This is a genomic window from Paenibacillus sp. AGC31 (genome assembly GCF_057334655.1).
This window is the reverse complement of record NZ_JBHFJH010000037.1, coordinates 15,370-34,981: the sequence shown is the minus strand read 5'-3', so window position 1 is coordinate 34,981 and position 19,612 is coordinate 15,370. Positions and strand designations below refer to the sequence as shown.

At 46.0% G+C, this 19,612-nt stretch carries 14 protein-coding genes; 5 read left to right on the top strand and 9 right to left on the bottom strand.

Going from position 1 to position 19,612, the window contains the following annotated elements:
• Positions 1 to 594: 594 nt before the first annotated feature.
• From ACE04G_RS23345 to ACE04G_RS23315, 7 genes are all read right to left on the bottom strand, one after another.
• Positions 595 to 3,489, bottom strand: coding sequence for a DUF5704 domain-containing protein (locus tag ACE04G_RS23345; protein WP_486094921.1), 2,895 nt, complete (start codon positions 3,487 to 3,489; stop codon positions 595 to 597).
• Positions 3,490 to 3,985: 496 nt separating this feature from the next.
• Positions 3,986 to 5,257 (bottom strand): S-layer homology domain-containing protein, encoded by a 1,272-nt coding sequence (locus ACE04G_RS23340; RefSeq protein WP_449003738.1) that lies wholly within the window; start codon positions 5,255 to 5,257, stop codon positions 3,986 to 3,988.
• Positions 5,258 to 5,590: 333 nt separating this feature from the next.
• On the bottom strand, positions 5,591 to 5,920 hold the full coding sequence (gene csaA / locus ACE04G_RS23335) for a chaperone CsaA (protein WP_076210279.1): 330 nt from the start codon (positions 5,918 to 5,920) through the stop codon (positions 5,591 to 5,593).
• A gap of 112 nt (positions 5,921 to 6,032) precedes the next feature.
• Positions 6,033 to 6,665 (bottom strand): uridine kinase, encoded by a 633-nt coding sequence (udk, locus tag ACE04G_RS23330; protein WP_036616377.1) that lies wholly within the window; start codon positions 6,663 to 6,665, stop codon positions 6,033 to 6,035.
• A gap of 240 nt (positions 6,666 to 6,905) precedes the next feature.
• Positions 6,906 to 7,448 carry a VanZ family protein gene (locus tag ACE04G_RS23325; RefSeq protein ID WP_449003737.1) on the bottom strand — a complete coding sequence of 181 codons (543 nt, stop codon included), beginning with the start codon at positions 7,446 to 7,448 and terminating at the stop codon, positions 6,906 to 6,908.
• 34 nt (positions 7,449 to 7,482) lie between these two features.
• Positions 7,483 to 8,607 carry a DUF4179 domain-containing protein gene (locus tag ACE04G_RS23320; RefSeq protein WP_449003736.1) on the bottom strand — a complete coding sequence of 375 codons (1,125 nt, stop codon included), beginning with the start codon at positions 8,605 to 8,607 and terminating at the stop codon, positions 7,483 to 7,485.
• Positions 8,591 to 9,127, bottom strand: coding sequence for an RNA polymerase sigma factor (locus ACE04G_RS23315; RefSeq protein ID WP_449003735.1), 537 nt, complete (start codon positions 9,125 to 9,127; stop codon positions 8,591 to 8,593). Before ACE04G_RS23315 ends, ACE04G_RS23320 begins: the two co-directional genes overlap by 17 nt.
• A 339-nt stretch (positions 9,128 to 9,466) precedes the next feature.
• Between ACE04G_RS23315 and ACE04G_RS23310 the strand changes: the two genes are divergently transcribed.
• The 4 genes from ACE04G_RS23310 (at position 9,467) to ACE04G_RS23295 (ending at position 14,843) form a co-directional block, all read left to right on the top strand.
• Positions 9,467 to 10,303: a PRD domain-containing protein gene (locus ACE04G_RS23310; protein WP_036616378.1), complete on the top strand. Its 837-nt coding sequence runs from the start codon at positions 9,467 to 9,469 to the stop codon at positions 10,301 to 10,303.
• 139 nt (positions 10,304 to 10,442) lie between these two features.
• Positions 10,443 to 12,371: a beta-glucoside-specific PTS transporter subunit IIABC gene (locus tag ACE04G_RS23305; RefSeq protein ID WP_449003734.1), complete on the top strand. Its 1,929-nt coding sequence runs from the start codon at positions 10,443 to 10,445 to the stop codon at positions 12,369 to 12,371.
• 48 nt (positions 12,372 to 12,419) lie between these two features.
• Entirely contained in the window at positions 12,420 to 13,877 is a 1,458-nt protein-coding gene (locus ACE04G_RS23300) for a glycoside hydrolase family 1 protein (protein ID WP_449003733.1), read from the top strand.
• 6 nt (positions 13,878 to 13,883) lie between these two features.
• Complete coding sequence (locus ACE04G_RS23295; protein WP_449003732.1) at positions 13,884 to 14,843, top strand: 2-keto-3-deoxygluconate permease; 960 nt, start codon at positions 13,884 to 13,886, stop codon at positions 14,841 to 14,843.
• 103 nt (positions 14,844 to 14,946) lie between these two features.
• Here ACE04G_RS23295 and ACE04G_RS23290 read toward each other — a convergent pair whose 3' ends face one another.
• Positions 14,947 to 15,630 (bottom strand): type 1 glutamine amidotransferase domain-containing protein, encoded by a 684-nt coding sequence (locus tag ACE04G_RS23290; protein ID WP_100526493.1) that lies wholly within the window; start codon positions 15,628 to 15,630, stop codon positions 14,947 to 14,949.
• Between the two features lie 382 nt (positions 15,631 to 16,012).
• Here ACE04G_RS23290 and ACE04G_RS23285 point away from each other — a divergent pair, with 382 nt between their 5' ends.
• Positions 16,013 to 16,477: a hypothetical protein gene (locus ACE04G_RS23285; RefSeq protein ID WP_076210297.1), complete on the top strand. Its 465-nt coding sequence runs from the start codon at positions 16,013 to 16,015 to the stop codon at positions 16,475 to 16,477.
• Between the two features lie 112 nt (positions 16,478 to 16,589).
• Here ACE04G_RS23285 and ACE04G_RS23280 read toward each other — a convergent pair whose 3' ends face one another.
• Positions 16,590 to 19,610 (bottom strand): DEAD/DEAH box helicase, encoded by a 3,021-nt coding sequence (locus tag ACE04G_RS23280; protein WP_449003758.1) that lies wholly within the window; start codon positions 19,608 to 19,610, stop codon positions 16,590 to 16,592.
• Between the last annotated feature and the right edge of the window lie 2 nt (positions 19,611 to 19,612).

Below are 19,612 nucleotides of genomic sequence, written 5' to 3'. Positions count from 1 at the left end.
TTTCAGCGGAGCTGTGGACGGAGAACATCATGGCACATACATAAAGTTGTGGGCAAGGACGTTTGAGCACTTGAGCAGATATATCGTTAAGCGTTTATTACAACTGGTTGTCGTATTGTTCGGCATCACGTTCCTGACGTTCCTGCTAACCTACCTGTCTCCTGGAGAAAGTTTGTCAGGATAATACGGATGTGCGGGTTTTCTTTATAGTCTAAGTAAGGTTATAAAATGAGAATGATGCAAGAAGGGTTACCCCAGAAGTCCATAGATGACTTTTAGGATAACCTTTTTGTTGTATAAAGGCATGTTGTGTGTAGTTGGGATGTGACACTGGAATCACTTGTGAATGCTTTATCGTATGTGGTTCAGTACACCTATGTCATTCAGTACACCATAGTTTTGCACAGGCTGTATAGTACTTAGTCTGGCACTTCATGGCTATTTCATCATATATTTATTGATTGCTTCATGGGTGAATATCGCTCTACAGATATTCAGTCTTATTTTGGAGAGGTACTCCGCATATAGACTCTTCGGTCCATATGCAGTTGGCTACATCTGCTTAGCCAGTCGTACTGACATGAGAGATTTAAACTAATGTGGTACCTGGGATTGAAAATCGTTCCGGCTGGACTGATCAGCATGGTAAAAGACAATATCGCCATCCTTCAGGGGCCAGGTTCTGCCTTGACTGTCTGTTGGCGTTTTGTTGAAACCTTCCATCTGCCATTGATTCATCAGAGGTGCGTGAATATATTGCAGATGGGGCGCCTCTGTATTTCCATTCCGCAGGCTCTCCATGTTGAAGTTAACCACAATATAACCATTCTTTAGAAAAACATTCGATTTCTCATCCAGTTGATTTTGTCGAGCAAGAGGTTCGAGATCTGTACCTTTTGGTACGGCATATACATCGGCAGGTAAGCTGTACTCCCCGTACCAGCGCTGGATTGATGCATTGGCCCGGGCCACGTTGACCCCGGAAGGAATGTCCGTTTTGGGTCCAATGAGTGTCCGAATTGGAGCAGACAGGATCATCCAGTCATAACGACCTACCCATGTTTTTTGATGAGAAATCTGATCGACCAGGCGAACCATATGTTCTGCCAACGTATGCTGGTTACGTTCTTCCGCTGACAGTTCATAAGTATACTGATAACGCGCTGTATCGCCTAACTCTGTGCCGGGTACATTTCGAAGCCGGGAGTTCAGGACAACAAATCGTTTCTCCAGATCCTGTGCCGATCCGATACGGATCAGGCGTTCCTGACCTCGATGGTAGTACAGATCCACTTCTTGCCGGGAGGCCCCGTCTTTACTCACAAAAGCAAAAGTGGGTGTAATTCGAATACCATCCTGTTTACCAAACATATTGCCCTTAGTCTTGAGATCAAACTTAAAATGGTACCCTGTCTTCACAGTTGCATTAGCGAATCCCTGCACCGGATGGCTTCCTGGTCGGATGGGCAATACAAATGGAGCCAGATTACCTCGTGGATCACCATCAATGTTATTCATCCCGGTCCAGTAGCTATAGCCTGTTGGTTCGGGACTGCCCAATCGCTTGCGAAATACATTTTCCCAATTGTAATCGGAGATATCCGTGACGTGAAAATCATATAACCTTCCGATGACATCTACTGGTACGGTGTCCGCAGCAACATGATGTGCCAGATTGGTATTGGCATCCTGTTGCTCGGTAAAGTTTGCAGGTGCATTCTCTGCAATATTACGGAATGCAATGTGATATTTGCCTTCGTCTACCCATACAGGGAGATTGAATGTGGTGTCCAGTTGATTGACCGGAATATCGACCCATGTCTTGGCAGGAATAAACTGACTTCGATCTGCGTTGTAGACATCAAACGGGAATTGCACCTGTTTGATTCGAAAATATTTAGCATAGTCCCGATTTCCATAACCGGGATAACTCGCTGCGTCCAAGTGCTGTCCCGATGTGGGAATTCGCACAATGAACGGACGTTCCAGAATGAGTGCAGCGCTGGTTGGGTCTGGTACGGTTTTCTGATTATGCGGCTGATCATCCGATACCCAGGCGTAGTTGATGACAGGGGTATGTACCGTGACCGTGTTGATGCCGTTAATCGGTAATATTTTATTGGCGCCGCCATTCACGTTACCCGGTAGCAAATCATAATAGATCTCACCAGAGCTTGTGGTGTTTGCTTTATTCAGCAGGGAATTGCTGATCATATTACCCGGTTTGTATAGCACATCACGCCCAATCATCGTTGGATTAGGAATATTGGATGGCGTTGGTCCATCTTTGGTTGCTTCCACAGCATTCATAATGGTTGTGTTGTTGAATTTCACTAAATCATTATTCACTTTACTTTGAGGTGTGTTGGATTCAGCCATTCCTTTTAACCGTGATGTATCATCAGGCACACTGGGAGGTTGGTTCAAACCACCTGTTAATTTGGGTGGATTATATGAGATTGAAGTGGTTTGCCCTGGTCGTACATGGCTTTCTACGGATTCATCATTTTTAGACTCCAGTGTTGGTGGTGTATATCCTGCAGGACTCATCGTAACGGTCTCTCCGGGCAAAGCATAATTGTTCATGGTTGCTTTAGCGATCTTGTATACTTCCAGATTGTTAATTTTCCAGTAGGAGTAGTCTCTTGTGATTTGGAAAGTGTATGGCTTGGGTGCCGTGTCGTTCGCGGGTACAGGTGGCCCTGGTGTACAACCATCATCATCACATTCCTCTGGTCCAGGTACTGTCCATTCTCTGTCGTAAGAGATTGTGATATTACAGTTGTATGTAACTTTACCGCTCATTTTCGCCCAAGCTTGTTTAAACAGGTAATTATCAGCAAGGGCATTTGTGTAGAGTGACTCGGAAGTAGGGATACCTTTTAATACATCGAATGTCTCATTATCTCTGTTATCTGACTTAATAACACCGTTGGCATTTGGATCGAGATCGTTCATGCTCATGATGGTTCCAGCAGATGGTGGTCCAATCGTTGGCGTGCAACCTCCACCACCGCCTCCGTTACCGTCGCCCCCGCCCGTACCTGGGTTCTCTTCAACACCAATGTTTGTTGTGGTAGTTAACTGAAATCCATCTTTCTTCCACAGTACAGTGATGGTTGTAGTTCCCCTACTGACTGCTTGAACTACTCCGGAATTACTAACGGTAGCAACACCAGGATTGGAGGATTCCCATGTGGTTGTACCACCGCTACCGGTGTTTACATTGGTCTCCGCTCCAAAGTTTCCATCTCCAGTTTTCGTTTTGACCGTTGCATTCAATTGTTTGGACTGGTTCAAGCTAAGTTGCCCGCCAGCTGTGAGGTTGATCTCTTTGGTTATTTCGGCAACGGCCCGCCAATATATATCCGTATTGAATATGTAGTCGGCAGAAAATTTAGGTGGATTGTAGGGTCTGTGAGCTGTTGGTTCAATCGCACCTCCGATTTGAGTTGTAAATTTCACCGTATCACCGTCAAATGATTCCACACTAACCAAGATTGGTTTTCCTGGTAAGTAATATTGTGTGTTATCCATGTACATGGGCTTTAAGGAAATTGTAGTTAATTCACTTCTAGAATACCTCTGACCAGAACGATCAAAGTACTCAGAGGGTTTGTAGCTTGGTGCATCTAGTGAAAGATTTACGCAAACTAATGATGAGTTTGGTTTGTTAGTATCCGGGTTATTGCTTAATGTTTGGCCGTTGCATTCTCCATCTACACGCCATCTTAAATTATCGAGCTGGTAAACATAAACACCGATATTAGACATTCCACTGCCCTCAACGGGGATTACTTTTTTCTGAGACTTTGCAGGTGATGGAGGTACTATATGAGAGGCTTCTAACACTGGTTTTGTTCCGGGCCCCCCTCCAGCAAAAACAACTGAAGGGGTTGGGAACAATATACACAATGTTATATATACTATTAATAATTTCTTTAATAATTTATAGAAATGCACATTGGAACACCCTTTTCATAGTTTAATTTGGAACTACAGTATAGTTTGTTCCATCTTTGAGCGTCAGGCGTACTCCAGGATTTAGTGACTTATCAAAATGTAAGAGACCATGGCCCCAGTAAACAGGGTTCTTTACGATAAACACGCCTTTGGGTCCGAGTAAATCATTTATATGTTTAGGTCCGTACTCGCTAAAAGCTTTGGTGCTTGGTGAAGTTAGAGCATTAATAGTTGGGGAATGGATGAGACTACCGGCTTGCAGTTGATTCATAGAGTTCTTAATACTAATATCAAACTCTGTAAAAGAATAATAAGCACCTCTTAGTAATCTATCTTTTTCATCAACGAAAACAGGATAATAGATACTTCTCTCAGTTTCTTTTACATATGGATTGACGATGATCCAGTTCTTGACCTTCAGATTTGCATAATTCGTTACTGTAACTAATTCTTGATTACGAACTTTCGCAAAATCTCCAGTTACTTTGCTGTAATCATACGATTCAGAAAATTTTTCTGGGCCTGCTTTCTGATACTTAGGCGCAATAATATTCAAATTCGTCCCCGTCAAGCCCACCGCTCGCAGCTCATTTAAACCCTGAAAATCGGCAGGTTTTGTTTTGGCAACGGCTGCATAACGGGCGATCAATACAGCTACTTCAGCTCGTGTTGTAGTACGATCAACGCCAAATGTTTTATCGTTTGCGACACTCATCAGTCCTGTTCCCAGGGCAACGGCTACTGCATTTTTTTGAGCGCTTGCGAGTTTACCTGTGAAATATTCCTTTGCAGGCACAACGGTGTTGGTCACATCAGAGAGTGCTTGTTTGTACTCAGGATCAACCACGGTTAGCCCTTGCGTCAACCAAGTAGCCATTTCTCCTCGTTGAAGAGCGCCTTGTGCATCCAATTTCCCCTTATAATTAGAAGGGCTGATAAAACCTTTTGCTATAGCAGTAGAGACACCACTTTTTGCCCACTCGGGTATGTCTGTGAAATTGTTTTGTTCTTGTGTTGATGCATTAGGCTGATCGGATAAACGTCCCAGGATACTTGCCATTTCAGCTTTGGTGACCGGTGAGCTTGGTTTAAATGTCCCGTCGGCATACCCCTTGAAATAACCTTGTTCCACGGCCGAATTAATTGCTGAAGATGCCCAGTGTGTAGAAGGAACATCCTTGAATGTAGTTGCAGCTGGAGCGGCTTCTACAGAACTCCCAACGCCTCCAAAACCTACGGTACCCCCTGTTAATAAAGCTAATGCCGTTACGCCGGAAATCATCATTTTTTTCATGAATTTTACTCCTCTCAATTGTGAATTTCTCTCCTTGATATGTACTTTTCAGGCTACTAGATACTAAATTTGTAATAATAATCAATATTCTACCATGTATAACTAGGCTGTTGGTATGATTTATCAATATATTTCCTCCTCTCCACCCAACTATTACTAATGCTCAAGACCTATATTTCCTCAAAAAACACAAAAAAAGGCCACGAATCCGCAGATTCATAGCCTTATGCTTTAAGGTCTCCAACATATGTAGTTCCATCAATAATCAATAAATCAAGAATACTCGATTTCCAAACATTTGAAAAGCCCATATTCTTCTTACTCAAAATAAAGTCAGGCTATCGGTGTTCCATTAGGCAATGGGCTATCCGGTGTAAGCAAGACAACATCGCCTTCACCAGGCACGCCGCCAAGCACAAGTACTTCAGAGACAAAACCGGCAATACGCCGAGGTGGAAAATTAACTACAGCAACAACCTGTTTGCCGATGATCATGTCAGGCGTGTATCGCTGGGTAATCTGAGCACTGGAGCGTTTCAGACCAAGTGGTCCGAAGTCGATCGTCATTTTAATAGCGGGTATGCGAGCCTTGGGGAATGGTTCGGCTTCCACCACGGTACCAACCCGGATGTCATGCTGTATGAACTCTTCAAAAGTAGCCATAGGGGTAGATCTCCTTTCAACTATTGGGGACTATTATAAATGAAAAATCAACAAAAAATCCAGATTACGCTGTATCGTAACCTGGATTTCTGTTGTGTTGCTTTGAAACAAATTAAGCGCCGTTCCAATTCTCTCCGGTGAGGTATTTCTCGGTGAGGATGGATAACATCTGAATACCTACTTCATTATGTCCGCCTTCTGGAATAATGATATCAGCATACTTTTTGGATGGCTCGATAAAAGCATCGTGCATTGGTTTTACCGTTTCGAGATATTGTTTGTACACGGATTGGATCGTGCGTCCGCGTTCTTCAATGTCCCGCAGTACTCTACGTAGAATACGCACATCGGAATCGGTATCAACAAATACTTTGATGTCCATCAGACTGCGAAGATGTTCATCAATCAGCACATGCAGTCCTTCTACAATGACAATATGGTTCGGTGCCAGTTCAACCGTCTCATTGGCAGCACGGTTATCTATGGTGAAGTCATATACGGGAGCATACGCCGCTTGGCCTTTTTTCAACAGGGTGAGATGTTCAATCAACAGATCATTATCGAAGGCAAACGGGTGATCGTAATTGGTGAGTCGGCGTTGCTCAGGTGTGAGCTGCGACTGATCTTTGTAATAATTGTCTTGGGATATAAACGTAACTTTAGCTGATCCCAGACGGTCTATGACGGAGCGAGCTACCGTCGTTTTACCGGAGCCGGTTCCTCCGGCGATACCAATAATGAGCATGGTTGTTCCATAAGCCTCCCTAAAATGGCAGCATGATGAATGGATAAAAGCGCATCAGAAATCCGTAGTTCATGGCCTTTATCCACATGTCTGTCTCTGAATACACAATTCCTTCATTGTACCATAGCACACGACTTTTTTCATCTTGGTGTATGGACCATGTTTTGCCTTCAAGGGATGTTATGCATGCTCATATTCATTTTACTGCATATTTTTGGATGATACTCCCCGTGGTGACTCCTATAGGGCCATTAGTCGCTGGCCGATGGAACTTTTGGTGAACAGATTCAGGATGATAAAACCAAGTACACTTCCCGTTGTATTGGCTATTATATCGTTCAGATCGGTGCTGCGACCGTTGCCCAAGGTTACTCGGAGCATGAGCTGTGTTATTTCAATGAGGATACTTAGAGCCAATCCTACTGATGCTGCTGTTCTCATCGAATGAATCCAAGGCTTTATGAAAGGAAGCATGAACCCTAGTGGCATAAACAGCACAATGTTTAGGAGAAAGCTTGGTGCATCCACGGTCAGGAGCGGAATCCATTGAATGCTTTGATACCATGGCGTTTGATTGGCATAGATTCCGATGTTCACGTCGATAGGGAAAAATACAAAATGCATAACGCCCAACATATATATTGCAAAAGAGAGCATCGACATATAATGTCTGACCGTGTACCTGGTTTTGCTCACCCTGGCATGGAGCATCAGGGCGAGCAGGACCAGAACGAATAACGGACCAAGTACGATGAGAGATGAGATTGAATATTGGATGGACATGGAATGGCTCCTTCGATAAGGCAATAATATTAGGCTATTGAAGCGGAATCTTCATTTCCATTCCCTTGATGAATTGATTATCTATAACCTCTTCAGCGAAGTCATCCTTGATCTCAAAAGGTTTCACTATCAGATATTTTATATCCTTGGCAGTTGTGGCATATATGCGTTCGGATGTTAATTGGGTTCCCTTATAGGTGCCCTCGCCGCTAAGTGAGGTCAGTTGCCGCCCTTGATCATCATAGACAGCAAATCCGATGTGACTCAGCTGTTCCTGCTCTTTTGCCGTAAGAGTATTCTTATCATTCAAACTGATAACAGTAGTTAGGCGAGTGGTGACAGGGGTAACCTCAGCTTCCGTAACAGCGGCCGTATACAGATCGTTGGTCATGGCTGTGTTAGGCAGAACCCGATGAATGTTATCTGTTGATTTGGTAAATGGAACCGTCAGCTCGAACTCATGATCAATACCCTGCAATGTCAATTGAACTTTGGCGTCAAACTGATCCGGCCAATGTGCCGTTCCCTGATCGGAGGAAATGACCTGCTCAAAGAGCAGTGTATCTGGCTGCGTTTCTCCTACCGAACTATAGAACAGTCCGCTATTCGGACGGGTCCCGTCGACTTTTAGAAAGACATTCTCAATTCCGCTGCTCAGTTTCACGATGTCCTTGCCATTGTCATATTCGCCTTGATTCAGATTAGGCGCAGTGAAATGAACCAGAAACGCAGCACGTGTACCATCATATACCGCTTCAAGCACTTCGAGCTTCACATCCTGGTAAGCAACCTTGCTGTTAACAGGAGTAGTCAAGCCTTCGTTGCCCGCCGTTCGCAGACCCATATCAGCTTCTATCGAGCTGAAGAGGTTGCCCACGAGTGGAATATTGCGCAAGGAGGCAGCCATGGCCGGTGATACAAAGCCGGATGCAAATACGGTAACGCCCAACACTCCGGCTGCGATCGTCGCAGCTGCAGCCTTGTGCCATCGCTTGTTCCGGCGACTGGAGCGCAAAGTCTGTTCCGTTTTCAATGTGTCTGGCGACACCGGCAGAGATTCCAGAGTGGCATCAATCCGGTTACGAACGAGTTCAGACATCAGGGGACGCTCCTTCGCTTGGTTCTTTAATTCCTGATCGATATTAAACGGGTTTGACATGTAAGTTTACCTCCCGAAAATTTTTGAATTTCTGATATAACTCCTGCCTTGCCCGAGTAAGTCTCATTTTCACTGCACTTTCGGAAATATTCAGCGCATCGGCGACTTGACGCAGGGACAGGTCTTCAAAATAATGCAAAACGACTACAATTCGTTTCGATTCCTCCAGACGGTCTACCGCTTCTCGCATATCGACCTCGTCGTAGGGACTGGAATGCTCCCGCTTATCTGAAGGTACTTCCGCATAAGCGGTGGAGAGAGCGCGGCGGGACAGCATCGTGTTACATTCATTGATGAGGATACGAAACAGCCAGGTTTTGAAATACCGGGGTTCCCGGAGTGTATGCACCGATTTGTATGCGTTCAAAATTGTCTCCTGAATGGCATCGGCCACGTCCTCCTCTTTTCGCAGCATGGATTTTGCCGTATTGTACAAAGAGTTTTCAATGTCTCGAATAAGCCGGATAAAGGCTTCACGATCTCCTTGGATGGTCTGGTTAACGAGATCGGTTGAACCCATGGATAACAGCTCCTTTCGTATTGGAGGGATGAAGCCAGCACTTGGCTGGTTTTTATATGAATTAGACTGGCGGGTAGGGCATATGGTCACATTTTCTTTTTATATTTTTAAAAAAGGGGCGTTGTTATATCTGACGTATCGGGTCTCTACGTTCCCTTCAATGATAAGAGTGTCTGATTTTTCCCTAAGATTGGATGATTGACTTTTTCAAAAACAGCACTATAATAAACTTATATTCATAACACGGACTGTTACTGGGGAAACCAGGCATGACCGAATTCGATTGCTTTACTGTAATCGCTTTCGGTCTTTTTTTATTTTTGTTGGGGGGTGAGAACATTGAAGGTTATCAAGAAAGTAAACAATAACGTGGCCATCGCTATTAATGAACATAACGAAGAGGTTTTTGTCGTAGGCAAGGGTGTAGGATTTCTGAAAACGCCCTATGAGCTGACGGAGACGGACTTGGTGGAGAAAATTTTCGTGGCACCGAAGAACATCCGGATGTATGATCTGCTGAACAGTATTCCGATTGAGGATATTTATCTCGCGGAGGAAGTCATCAAGTTGGGCAGTCAGATTCTGAATAAAACATTTAACCCGAATCTGCTTCTCACCCTGTCCGACCATATCAGTTTTGCATTAACCCGAACCAGAGAAGGCATCCGTATCAAAAATCCGCTGGAATGGGAAGTGCGGACACTCTATCCGGACGAGACCCGGGTGGGGGAGGCTGCCCTGAAACTGATTCAGGAAAAAACGGATATCGCTCTGCCAACAGCCGAAACAACACTGATTGCTCTGCATTTTGTTAATGCACAGGTGGGCTCTGGAGAGATGACGGATACCACGAAGGTAACCACAGTTACGGGCGAGATTCTGTCTGTGATCAAATATGCTCTCAAAATTGACTTTCAGGAGGATTCCATCCATTTCATGCGCTTTGCCACACATATCAGATATTTCATTCTGAGGCAGATGAGCGGTAAGTCGCTCAAGGATGAGAATGAATCGCTTTTCCTGATGGTGAAGGAGAAGTTTCCGAAAGAACTGGCTTGTGTGGAGAAGATTGCTGACTTCCTGAAAAATAATTACGGCTGGACCTGTTCGGATGATGAAAAATTATATTTGATCTTGCATATTCAACGATTGATCTCAAATGAACCAACGGAATGAACTAGTGAAGGAACTAACCGAATAATCCATATTGGACTGTTACTGATTCGATCAGGCATGACCAAGCGTAGGGAATGACGATTCCCCGGCTTGGTCATTTTTTATATAAACATTTCAGTTGATGTAGAGGAGAAGGGTCATGAACAACAAAGACTTGGCTAAAAACGTACTTGATCTTGTTGGCGGCGAGCAAAATATATCGGGTCTGACACACTGTGCAACCCGTTTGAGATTCGTATTGAAGGATGATAACAAAGCAGACCTCAAGGCGCTGGATCAGCTTGAAGGCGTGCTCAAGGCACAAAATTCCGGTGGACAGATTCAGGTTGTTATCGGTGCCAAAGTAGACGCGGTATACAGTGAAGTGAAGAATCTAACTTCTGACCATATTGGCGAGCTTACGGAGTCTACAGACAGTGGACCAAAAAAGAGACGTAACCCCGTCAACGTAGTGCTTGAAACCATCGCAGGTATATTCACGCCTGTTCTGCCAGCACTTGTTGGTTGCGGGATGATCAAATGTTTGGCCACCGTTATAACTGCAATGGGTTATCTGGAAGGCTCCGGATTCCTGACGATTATTAACATGATTGGGGACTGCATTTTCTACTTCATGCCGTTCTTCCTGGCTGTCAGTGCAGCAAACCGTTTCAAAACTAATCCCTATTTGGCGGTAGCTCTTGCTGCGGGGCTGATGCACCCCATCATTCTGAACGCTGCGGCTCAGATTGCTGAGACGGGTGTGAACAGCATTGATTTTCTCGGCATGCCGATTCTGTTGATGAAATATTCCTCTTCCGTCATTCCAATCATTCTGGCGGTATGGATTATGAGTTATGTGTATCCGATCGTCAATCGGGTGATTCCCAAGTTTTTGCAGGTCCTGCTTACCCCAATGATTGTTTTGTTCATTATGATTCCAGTGGAACTGATCGTGCTTGGCCCAGTAGGATCATATATCGGTGACTGGTTGACCAACGGCATTAACTCATTGTTCTCAACCGCAGGTGTTCTTGCTGGTGCGATTCTTGGATTTTTCAAACCGATCATGGTCATGTTTGGTATGCACTATGCCATTATGCCGATTCAGGTTCAACAAGTGGCTACACTGGGTGCAACCGTGCTGTTACCAACGGCACTGGCAGCAAATTTGGCTCAGGCTGGAGCAGCCTTCGGTGTGTTTGTCCTAACCAAGAGTAAAACGATGAAATCAGCGGCTGCTTCGAGTGGATTCACCGCTTTGTTCGGGATTACTGAGCCGGCGATCTATGGTGTAACGCTGAAATACAAACGTCCGTTTTTCGCAGGTTGTCTAGCAGGCGGATTAGTCGGTGGATTCTACAGTTTGGTGCATACAACAGCGAATGCAATTTCACTTCCAGGTGTATTGGCCATTGGCACGTATTCATCGGATCGTTACATGTATGTCGTTATTGGTTGTATTGCCGCAGTTGTACTCGGGTTTGTGTTCACGCTGTTAGCGGGCATTAAGGAAGATACTGAAGGAAGTAAATCGAAGCAGCAAGCTACGGATAAAGTAAACGGCAATCAGCCAGCCGTTGCCACAGAGGTGACTCCAGCATCCGTATCATCACAGACATCCACATCTTCGGACATGCTTATCGTTAGTCCAATGACAGGGGAGATCAAACCGATCTCTGAGGTAGAAGATCAGGCATTTGCCCAAGAGTTAATGGGTAAAGGGATTGCGATTGTTCCGACAGATGGCAAGGTATACGCTCCATTTGACGGAGTAGTCGAAGCACTTTATCGCACCAAACATGCCATCGGATTGAAAGCTGCGAATGGTGTCGAGATCCTGATTCATATCGGGGTGGATACCGTCAGTCTGAAAGGGAAGTATTTTAACGCCCATATCGAACAGGGGCAGACAATCAAGGCCGGCGATTTATTGGTGGAGTTTGATCCAGAAGGCATTACGTCAGCAGGCTATAACACGATTACATCCATTGTGGTAACCAACATGCAACAGTATGGAGACGTACTGACCACAGCGACCAACGGCCCGATTCGGGAGAGCGAAGCGCTAATGAAGCTGATCCCTTAAAACTTTAAATAAGACCTTAATAATACGTAATAACAGGAGGAAACTAAAATGACAAATTCCAATTTTCCAAAAGATTTTTTATGGGGCGATGCACTATCTGCCTGTCAGGCCGAGGGAGCTTATAATGTGGATGGCAAGAGCCTGACCATTCCAGAAGTGATGAAGTTTAACGAGAAGAACGACCGCAAAGTGACCAAGCAGATCAGAGTGAATTGGGAGATGATTGAAGAGGCCAGGAATGACCCGGATACCGTGAAATATCCAAAGCGCCGGGGAATCGATTTTTATCATTCTTTCCGTGAGGATATCGCCTTGTTTGCCGAGATGGGCTTCAAAGTATTTCGTTATTCCATTTCATGGGCCCGAGTATTTCCGGGTGGCGACGATGCCGCTCCGAACGAAAAGGCACTAGAGTTCTATGATCAGGTGATTGATGAATGTCTTAAACATGGAATGGAGCCCCTGATTACCATCAGCCACTTTGATACACCAATTGTACTGATGGACAAGTTCGGAGGATGGTATAACCGCAAGCTGATTGATCTGTATGTGAACTATTGTGATGTGCTGTTCAATCGCTACAAGGGCAAAGTGAAATATTGGGTGACGTTCAACGAGATCAACATGAGCGTGAAAGCATCGGCCAAAACGCTGGGAATCATTGATTATGATGCTCCGAATTATGAGGAAATGTTGTTCCAAGGATTGCATCATCAATTTGTAGCTGCGTCCAGAGCAACCAAGATGGCTCATGAGATCGATGCGAATAACCAGATCGGAAGTATGGTCGCGTATTTCACAACGTATCCTTACACTTGCAAGCCGGAGGATGCACTTCAGATGCAGCAGGATGATCAGATGAAAAATCAGTTCTATCTCGATGTGCTCAATAAAGGCGAGTACCCTTACTATAGTAAAACGTATTTCAAAAACAAGGAGATCCAGTTGCACATCGAGGATGGCGATCTGGATAGCATTCAAGCACATACGGCTGATTTCGTGGGGATGTCTTATTACAACTCGATGATTTCCAGCAGTGATACAGAGCAGCTCGAACTAACGGCAGGCAATGTACACAGTGTATATAAAAACCCGCATCTGCCCGCTAACGAGTGGGGTTGGCAGATTGATCCGATTGGCCTGCGTTATACGCTTAATCTCGTCTATGATCGGTATCAAAAGCCTGTCTTTATTCTGGAGAACAGCTCAGGCTTCTACGATAAGCTGAATGAAGATGGAACGATCAACGATCCATACCGGATTGATTTCCTGAGCAAACATATCGAACAGATGGGACTCGCCATTGCGGATGGGGTCGAAGTGTTGGGATACACGATGTGGGGGCCAATCGACATGATCAGTTCAGGGACTTCTGAGATGAGCAAACGGTACGGATTTATCTATGTGGATCAGGATGACTATGGCAATGGTACGCTCGAAAGATATCGTAAGGATTCCTTCTTCTGGTATCAGAATGTGATCCGTACCAACGGAGCAGAACTGTAACGCACCATGAACATTTTGGGTCGTATCAAAAAAATACCCGGCGGCTTGCTGATTGTTCCTATGCTGGCCGCCGCGGTCATCAACACGGTGTTTCCATCGTTTTTTCAGATCGGAGATCCAACAACAGCGCTGTTCACATCGAAAGGTACCATGGTGCTGATCGGTATGATTTTACTGATATCAGGAACACAGCTTAACTTGTCACAGCTTCTGGTGACTTTGAAGAGAGCAGGGGTGCTCTGTATTTCACGTATCCTCATCAGCTGCCTGTTCGGCTGGGCGTTTGTACACTTTTTTGGCATAAGTGGGTTCGGGGGTGTTTCTGCGGTAGCCTTCATTGCCGTTCTGACCAGTTGTAATCCGGGATTATATCTGGCCTTGATGAACACGTACGGAGATGATGTGGATCGTGCTGCGTTTGGCATTCTGAATCTGATCGCCGTACCGGTTATTCCGGTTATGATATTGAATTCGGCAAGCGGCGTCGGTATCGATTATCTCAGTGTACTTGCTACGCTAGTACCTTTCTTGATCGGGATACTGCTTGGTAACCTGGACAGAAATATACAGAAGATGTTCGCTCCGGGAACACTGATTCTGCTGCCTTTCCTAGGTACAAGCTTTGGGTCCAATATTGATCTGCGTATTGCATTTCAGTCCAGTCTGTCCGGTTTGCTGGTCACGGTGTTATTTTTGCTGATCTGCATGCTGCCGCTCATTGGAATCGATCGCACGGTATTAAGACGGCCCGGTTACGCAGCGGCTGCGACATGTTCGGTTGCTGGATTGTCCATGGTGGTGCCTTCGATGGCTGCCGGGTTCAATCCGGCGTATGCGCCATATGTAGACACAGCTATCGCTCAGATTGCGTTTGCCGTTATCCTGACGTCGGTGACCGTGCCTTATATCGTGAAGCGTTTGGCTGGAGGAACAGCAACGGAAGCTTCTGCATCAACAAATCACTAGAAAAAACAGCATGTGTTCTGTCAGGTCATGACGGATCACGTGCTGTTTTGCTTTGTACATCTATATGATCTACTGGGGGAGTAGAGGGATTGATCGGTTTATTTTACAGACCCAGCAGTTGTTTAACACTTTCAGCTACAGCTTTGCTGGATTGCGGATTCTGTCCTGTGACCACGCGGCCATCTGTTGTGACATAGGAACTGAAGGCAGCAGCTTTATCATATTGTGCAGCGCGTTCTCTCAACGCATCTTCCAACAGGAAAGGAACATACTCAGTTTGTTGAGCCAATGTTTCTTCTTCATTCGTGAAGCCGGAAACGGTTTTATCGTTGATTAGAAGCAGGCCGTTGGACAGCTTCACATTCAGCAGGGCTGTAACCCCGTGGCACACGCCGGATACAACGCCACCTTTTTCATAGATATCACGAGAAAGCTCTTGAAGTTCGGCATTGTCCGGGAAATCCCACATCGTACCGTGACCCCCTGTGAAGTAGATTGCATCGTAGTCACTCGCGTTTACTTCGCCAGGTTTCAACGTATTTTTCAATTGGTTCATGAACGTTTCGTTCTCGAAATAGGCTTTGGTGCTCTCATCCAGAGAGTCGCCCAGACTTTTCGGATCAAGTGGTACGTTCCCACCTTTAGGGCTAACCAGATCGATCTGAACATTGTCATTATGGTCAAACTCTTCAATAAAGTGAGTTGCTTCGCTCAGCCACAAGCCAGTAGGCTCGTCCTTTGTTGCGTACTTATCTACATTTGTTAGAACAACCAGAATCTTTTTCATATAAAAACCTCCCGTAAAATATATATCATCAATTTATATTAAATATCACAAAATTAGATTGTGTAAAATCTATTATCAAATATAACATAACCTTTTTCTAAAGTAAAATCATGAACGTATCGTCGTTCTCCAATGTGACTTTCATGCGTAGGAGTAAGGAACAAACTAGTAGTAGTAAATATGCCGTAAAAATATAGTTTTACTTATTATGCCCTGCTTAATTTACTCAAATTGTAAGCCGAGGTAGGCGTGTGTAAGGGGAATCTTAATTAATTCAAATTTGAAGTTAATTTGATTGAACAACTAGTTCTTTTGATTTAGAATGGCGGAAGATGCCAACGAAAAACTGGTACATATTACATATATACTTGGAGGAACATTCATGAAACGTTCAGGCAAATTTTTCGCTTCAACAGTAGTTGCTGCTGTTGCTGCAGTATCCATCGTCTCTTCAGCTTCAGCGAGCACAGTTTCAGTCTCCAACATTTCTGGCGTAACACCTGTCAACATCAGCAGTATGGATATCGAAACGGCTTTGATGATGGTTCAGAGCGAACGCACCAAATTGCTGGATGCGCAATTGCAAACGCAAATTCAGGAAGTTCAGAACCGTAATCAACTGATCGCGGATTTGAACTCTCAATTGCAGATAGCCCAGCAAAACGGGGATGAAGCAGCTATTCAAAAGCTGAAAGGCCAAATTGATGCAGCGGGCAATTCCCAACAGATGGACATGCTTCGTCTGCAGTCCATGTCCAACAAGCGCAATGAAGCGTTTGATGTCATGACGAACTTTGTCAAAAAAATGCAGGATTCAAGATCATCCATCATCGGTAACATGCGTTAAGAACGGATGATTAACTGTAACAACACAAAAAGAGCGAAGCCGGAATTTAAATTCCGAAACTTCGCTCTTTTTGTATTTCTCTTTTTCTATGATATATCTCATCTAATCCAAGTTAGCCCGACCAGTCACGACGCCGAGTGAACAGATCCTGCAACTCATCCGTCGACAATTCGGTAATCCAGTTTTCGGAGCTTGTGATGATATTATCGCTGAGCTGCTGCTTGCTCTCCAACATCTCGTCGATACGCTCCTCCAATGTGCCAAGAGAGATGAATTTATGCACCTGAACATCTTTGGTTTGGCCCATTCGGTAAGCCCGGTCGGTAGCTTGATTCTCAACAGCCGGGTTCCACCAGCGGTCAAAATGGAACACATGATTGGCTGCGGTCAGATTCAATCCCACACCGCCAGCCTTGATGGACAGAATGAAGACGGATGGTTGCTTATCCTCAGGCAATGTACGGGACTGGAATTCCTCAATCATGCGATCTCGCGCCGTTTTGGACGTACCCCCGTGCAGGTACAATACAGGCTCCTGCAACTCCTGACGTAGTACTTGTTGCAGCATCTGTCCCATACCGATATATTGGGTAAAAATCAGGCACCGTTCGCCCTCGTCCCTTAATTCCCGGACAAGCTCCATCAGTCGTTCCAGCTTTGCGGAGCGGCTGATCAGCATCGCCATATCCTGCGGGCTGTACACATCATAAGCAGATGTCAGTGCACCGTCTTCGGGTAGCTCCTCCGGCAAAGCTTCCTTTGTCAGCAGAAGTGGGTGATCACACAGCTGCTTGAGCTGGGTTAACGCCGATAGGATTGCGCCTTTGCGCTTGATACCTTCCAGCTCTTTCATTTTATCCATCAGGGCCTGCACGGATTGGTCATACAATGCACTTTGTTCGCCCGTGAGGTGAATATAGGTTTTCATCTCGTTTTTGTCCGGCAGATCTAGCTGGATATTGGGATCTTTTTTCTTGCGGCGCAACATGAATGGTTTCACCAATTGCTGCAGATCCTGCATGCGCTGCTCATCTTTATCTTTTTCAATGGCACTGATGAAGCGAGTCTGGAATGCCCGGGCGTTGCCCAGATATCCTGGATTGATAAAGTCATAGATCGACCACAGCTCGGATAACCGATTCTCGATCGGCGTACCTGTCATGGCAATGCGGTGTTTCGCCGGGAAACTGCGGACAGCCAGCGACTGTTTGGTCTGAGCATTCTTGATATTCTGTGCTTCATCGAGACAGATGCATGACCACGTATAGTTTTGTAACATCTCCTGATCCAGTGTAGCCGTAGCAAAGGACGTGATAATAATATCCACCTGCTCGGTCTGCTCCCGGAATTCTTCTCCACTTAATCGGCGTGCGCCATAATGCAGACTGACATGAATGGAGGGAGCGAAGCGGCTAATTTCCTTTTGCCAGTTGCCCAGTACGGAAGTTGGGCAGATTAGAAGTACCGGGGCTTGTCCCGGCTTACGTGGTTCATGATCCTTGATGTGTAACAGATACGTGATGAATTGAATGGTTTTTCCGAGACCCATATCATCGGCAAGACATGCCCCAAGGCCGAATCTGCGCAGGAAACCAAGCCATGCAAAACCTTCCTTCTGATACGATCGCAGCTCGGCATGAAGTCCTGTCGGAATGGGCAGGGAAGGTGCGCCGCCTTGTCCACCCCCGAGTTGTGCAATAACCCGGTTCAGGTGCTCATTCAGTTCTACTTCCAGCCGAATGTTCTGATCATCCTGTGGTTGCTGCTCTTCCTCAGTTTGTTGTCCTTCCTTCCATTTCTGGTTGCGATATTCCCGTTGCTCATTGTGCAGCAGATGCAGGTGCAGAATATCCTGGAATGAGAGTCCTTGTTCCCGATCTACACCGCCCATGGCACGACGTATCTGTTCCAGCAGGTCGGGGTCGAGAGGAACCCATTCTCCACGGAAGCGAACCAATCGTTCATTACGGGCAACAAGGTCGGCGAACTCATCTTCGCTGAGATCGGTGTCACCAATCGCAATTCGCCAGTCAAAATGAATAATCGAGTCCAGTCCAAAGAACGACTGTCCCCGTTCACTGCCTTCCTCCGGCTGCACCTTAGCACGTAGCTTTGGTTTCTTCTTACGGGCTGCTTCCCACCAACCAGGCAGCAGAACTTGCCAGCCCGCTGCGAGCAACCTGCCGCTATCCTGCGTCAGGAACTGCCAGGCTTCCTGATCTCCCAAAGGATCACTCAGCACATCCCGCCTACCACTAATGGAGCTTCCAAGACGCGGCAGATGTGCACGCAACTGATCCAGCCATCCGGCGGAGCGATCCAGAATGAACGGTGTCCATACCTCTGGCCATTCGCCTTCAAGTCTGCCCCGTGAATCCAGCATGACGGGCACCAATACAGCGGCATCCAGCTTGTTCTGCAACACCAGTCGCAGCCGCCAAGATGGCTCATCCTCGTCCGGCTCCTGCAATTGCAGCATGGGTCTGAATGGTGCGGCATCTGCTTTCCAGCCAATGGATACGAGCCAGGACTGAGCATCCATCCCGGCTGTCTTGGGTAGAGTGCCACGCTCTGGGAACAACTGCGGGAATTCACGCCGCAGATCGGTTGCCGCTTCCTCTGAACTGTACCAGCGTTGGAATACGAAGGCGGAGTAAGCCGCCCCGAGTCCTTCGGCATAACTCTCGTCCGTTTGTTGAATCGCCTTGGTAAGCGATGCCCGCTCCTGCTTTTTCAAGCTATCCGGGTCCCAGGTCCACTGAAGCTGTCCTGCACGGTATGCCTCGAAGCTAGGTACGTATTTTCGTTTCTCTATGGAGGATGCCAGTGCTGGAGCTAGTCGAATCAGATGTTCCGCTTGCTCGTCCCACTTCCATTCAATATGAAGCAGCGTATGCATCTCGGCAAAGAAGGAAATCACTTCTTCCGCAGGCAGAACAACCAGCTCAATCTCCTCAATCTGCCGAACTTCCAGTTCGGTCCCGTAGAAGGAAGGCGCATGCCAAGCGAACAATCGCTGCTTAAGCGACTGTCCCGGTACAAAGTGGTGTGTGTTGAGTGCTCCGTAAAACAAAGCATCGCCATATCCGGTTAAAGCGACGTGAACCTCAATCGTTTCAGTGTAAGGATGAATTA

Bases quoted from the DNA above. Each gene is read 5' to 3' on its own strand.
- ACE04G_RS23340 (WP_449003738.1), bottom strand. From the start codon at position 5,257: ATGAAAAAAATGATGATTTCCGGCGTAACGGCATTAGCTTTATTAACA.
- csaA (WP_076210279.1), bottom strand. From the start codon at position 5,920: ATGGCTACTTTTGAAGAGTTCATACAGCATGACATCCGGGTTGGTACC.
- udk (WP_036616377.1), bottom strand. From the start codon at position 6,665: ATGCTCATTATTGGTATCGCCGGAGGAACCGGCTCCGGTAAAACGACG.
- ACE04G_RS23325 (WP_449003737.1), bottom strand. From the start codon at position 7,448: ATGTCCATCCAATATTCAATCTCATCTCTCATCGTACTTGGTCCGTTA.
- ACE04G_RS23320 (WP_449003736.1), bottom strand. From the start codon at position 8,607: ATGTCAAACCCGTTTAATATCGATCAGGAATTAAAGAACCAAGCGAAG.
- ACE04G_RS23315 (WP_449003735.1), bottom strand. From the start codon at position 9,127: ATGGGTTCAACCGATCTCGTTAACCAGACCATCCAAGGAGATCGTGAA.
- ACE04G_RS23305 (WP_449003734.1), top strand. From the start codon at position 10,443: ATGAACAACAAAGACTTGGCTAAAAACGTACTTGATCTTGTTGGCGGC.
- ACE04G_RS23300 (WP_449003733.1), top strand. From the start codon at position 12,420: ATGACAAATTCCAATTTTCCAAAAGATTTTTTATGGGGCGATGCACTA.
- ACE04G_RS23295 (WP_449003732.1), top strand. From the start codon at position 13,884: ATGAACATTTTGGGTCGTATCAAAAAAATACCCGGCGGCTTGCTGATT.
- ACE04G_RS23290 (WP_100526493.1), bottom strand. From the start codon at position 15,630: ATGAAAAAGATTCTGGTTGTTCTAACAAATGTAGATAAGTACGCAACA.
- ACE04G_RS23285 (WP_076210297.1), top strand. From the start codon at position 16,013: ATGAAACGTTCAGGCAAATTTTTCGCTTCAACAGTAGTTGCTGCTGTT.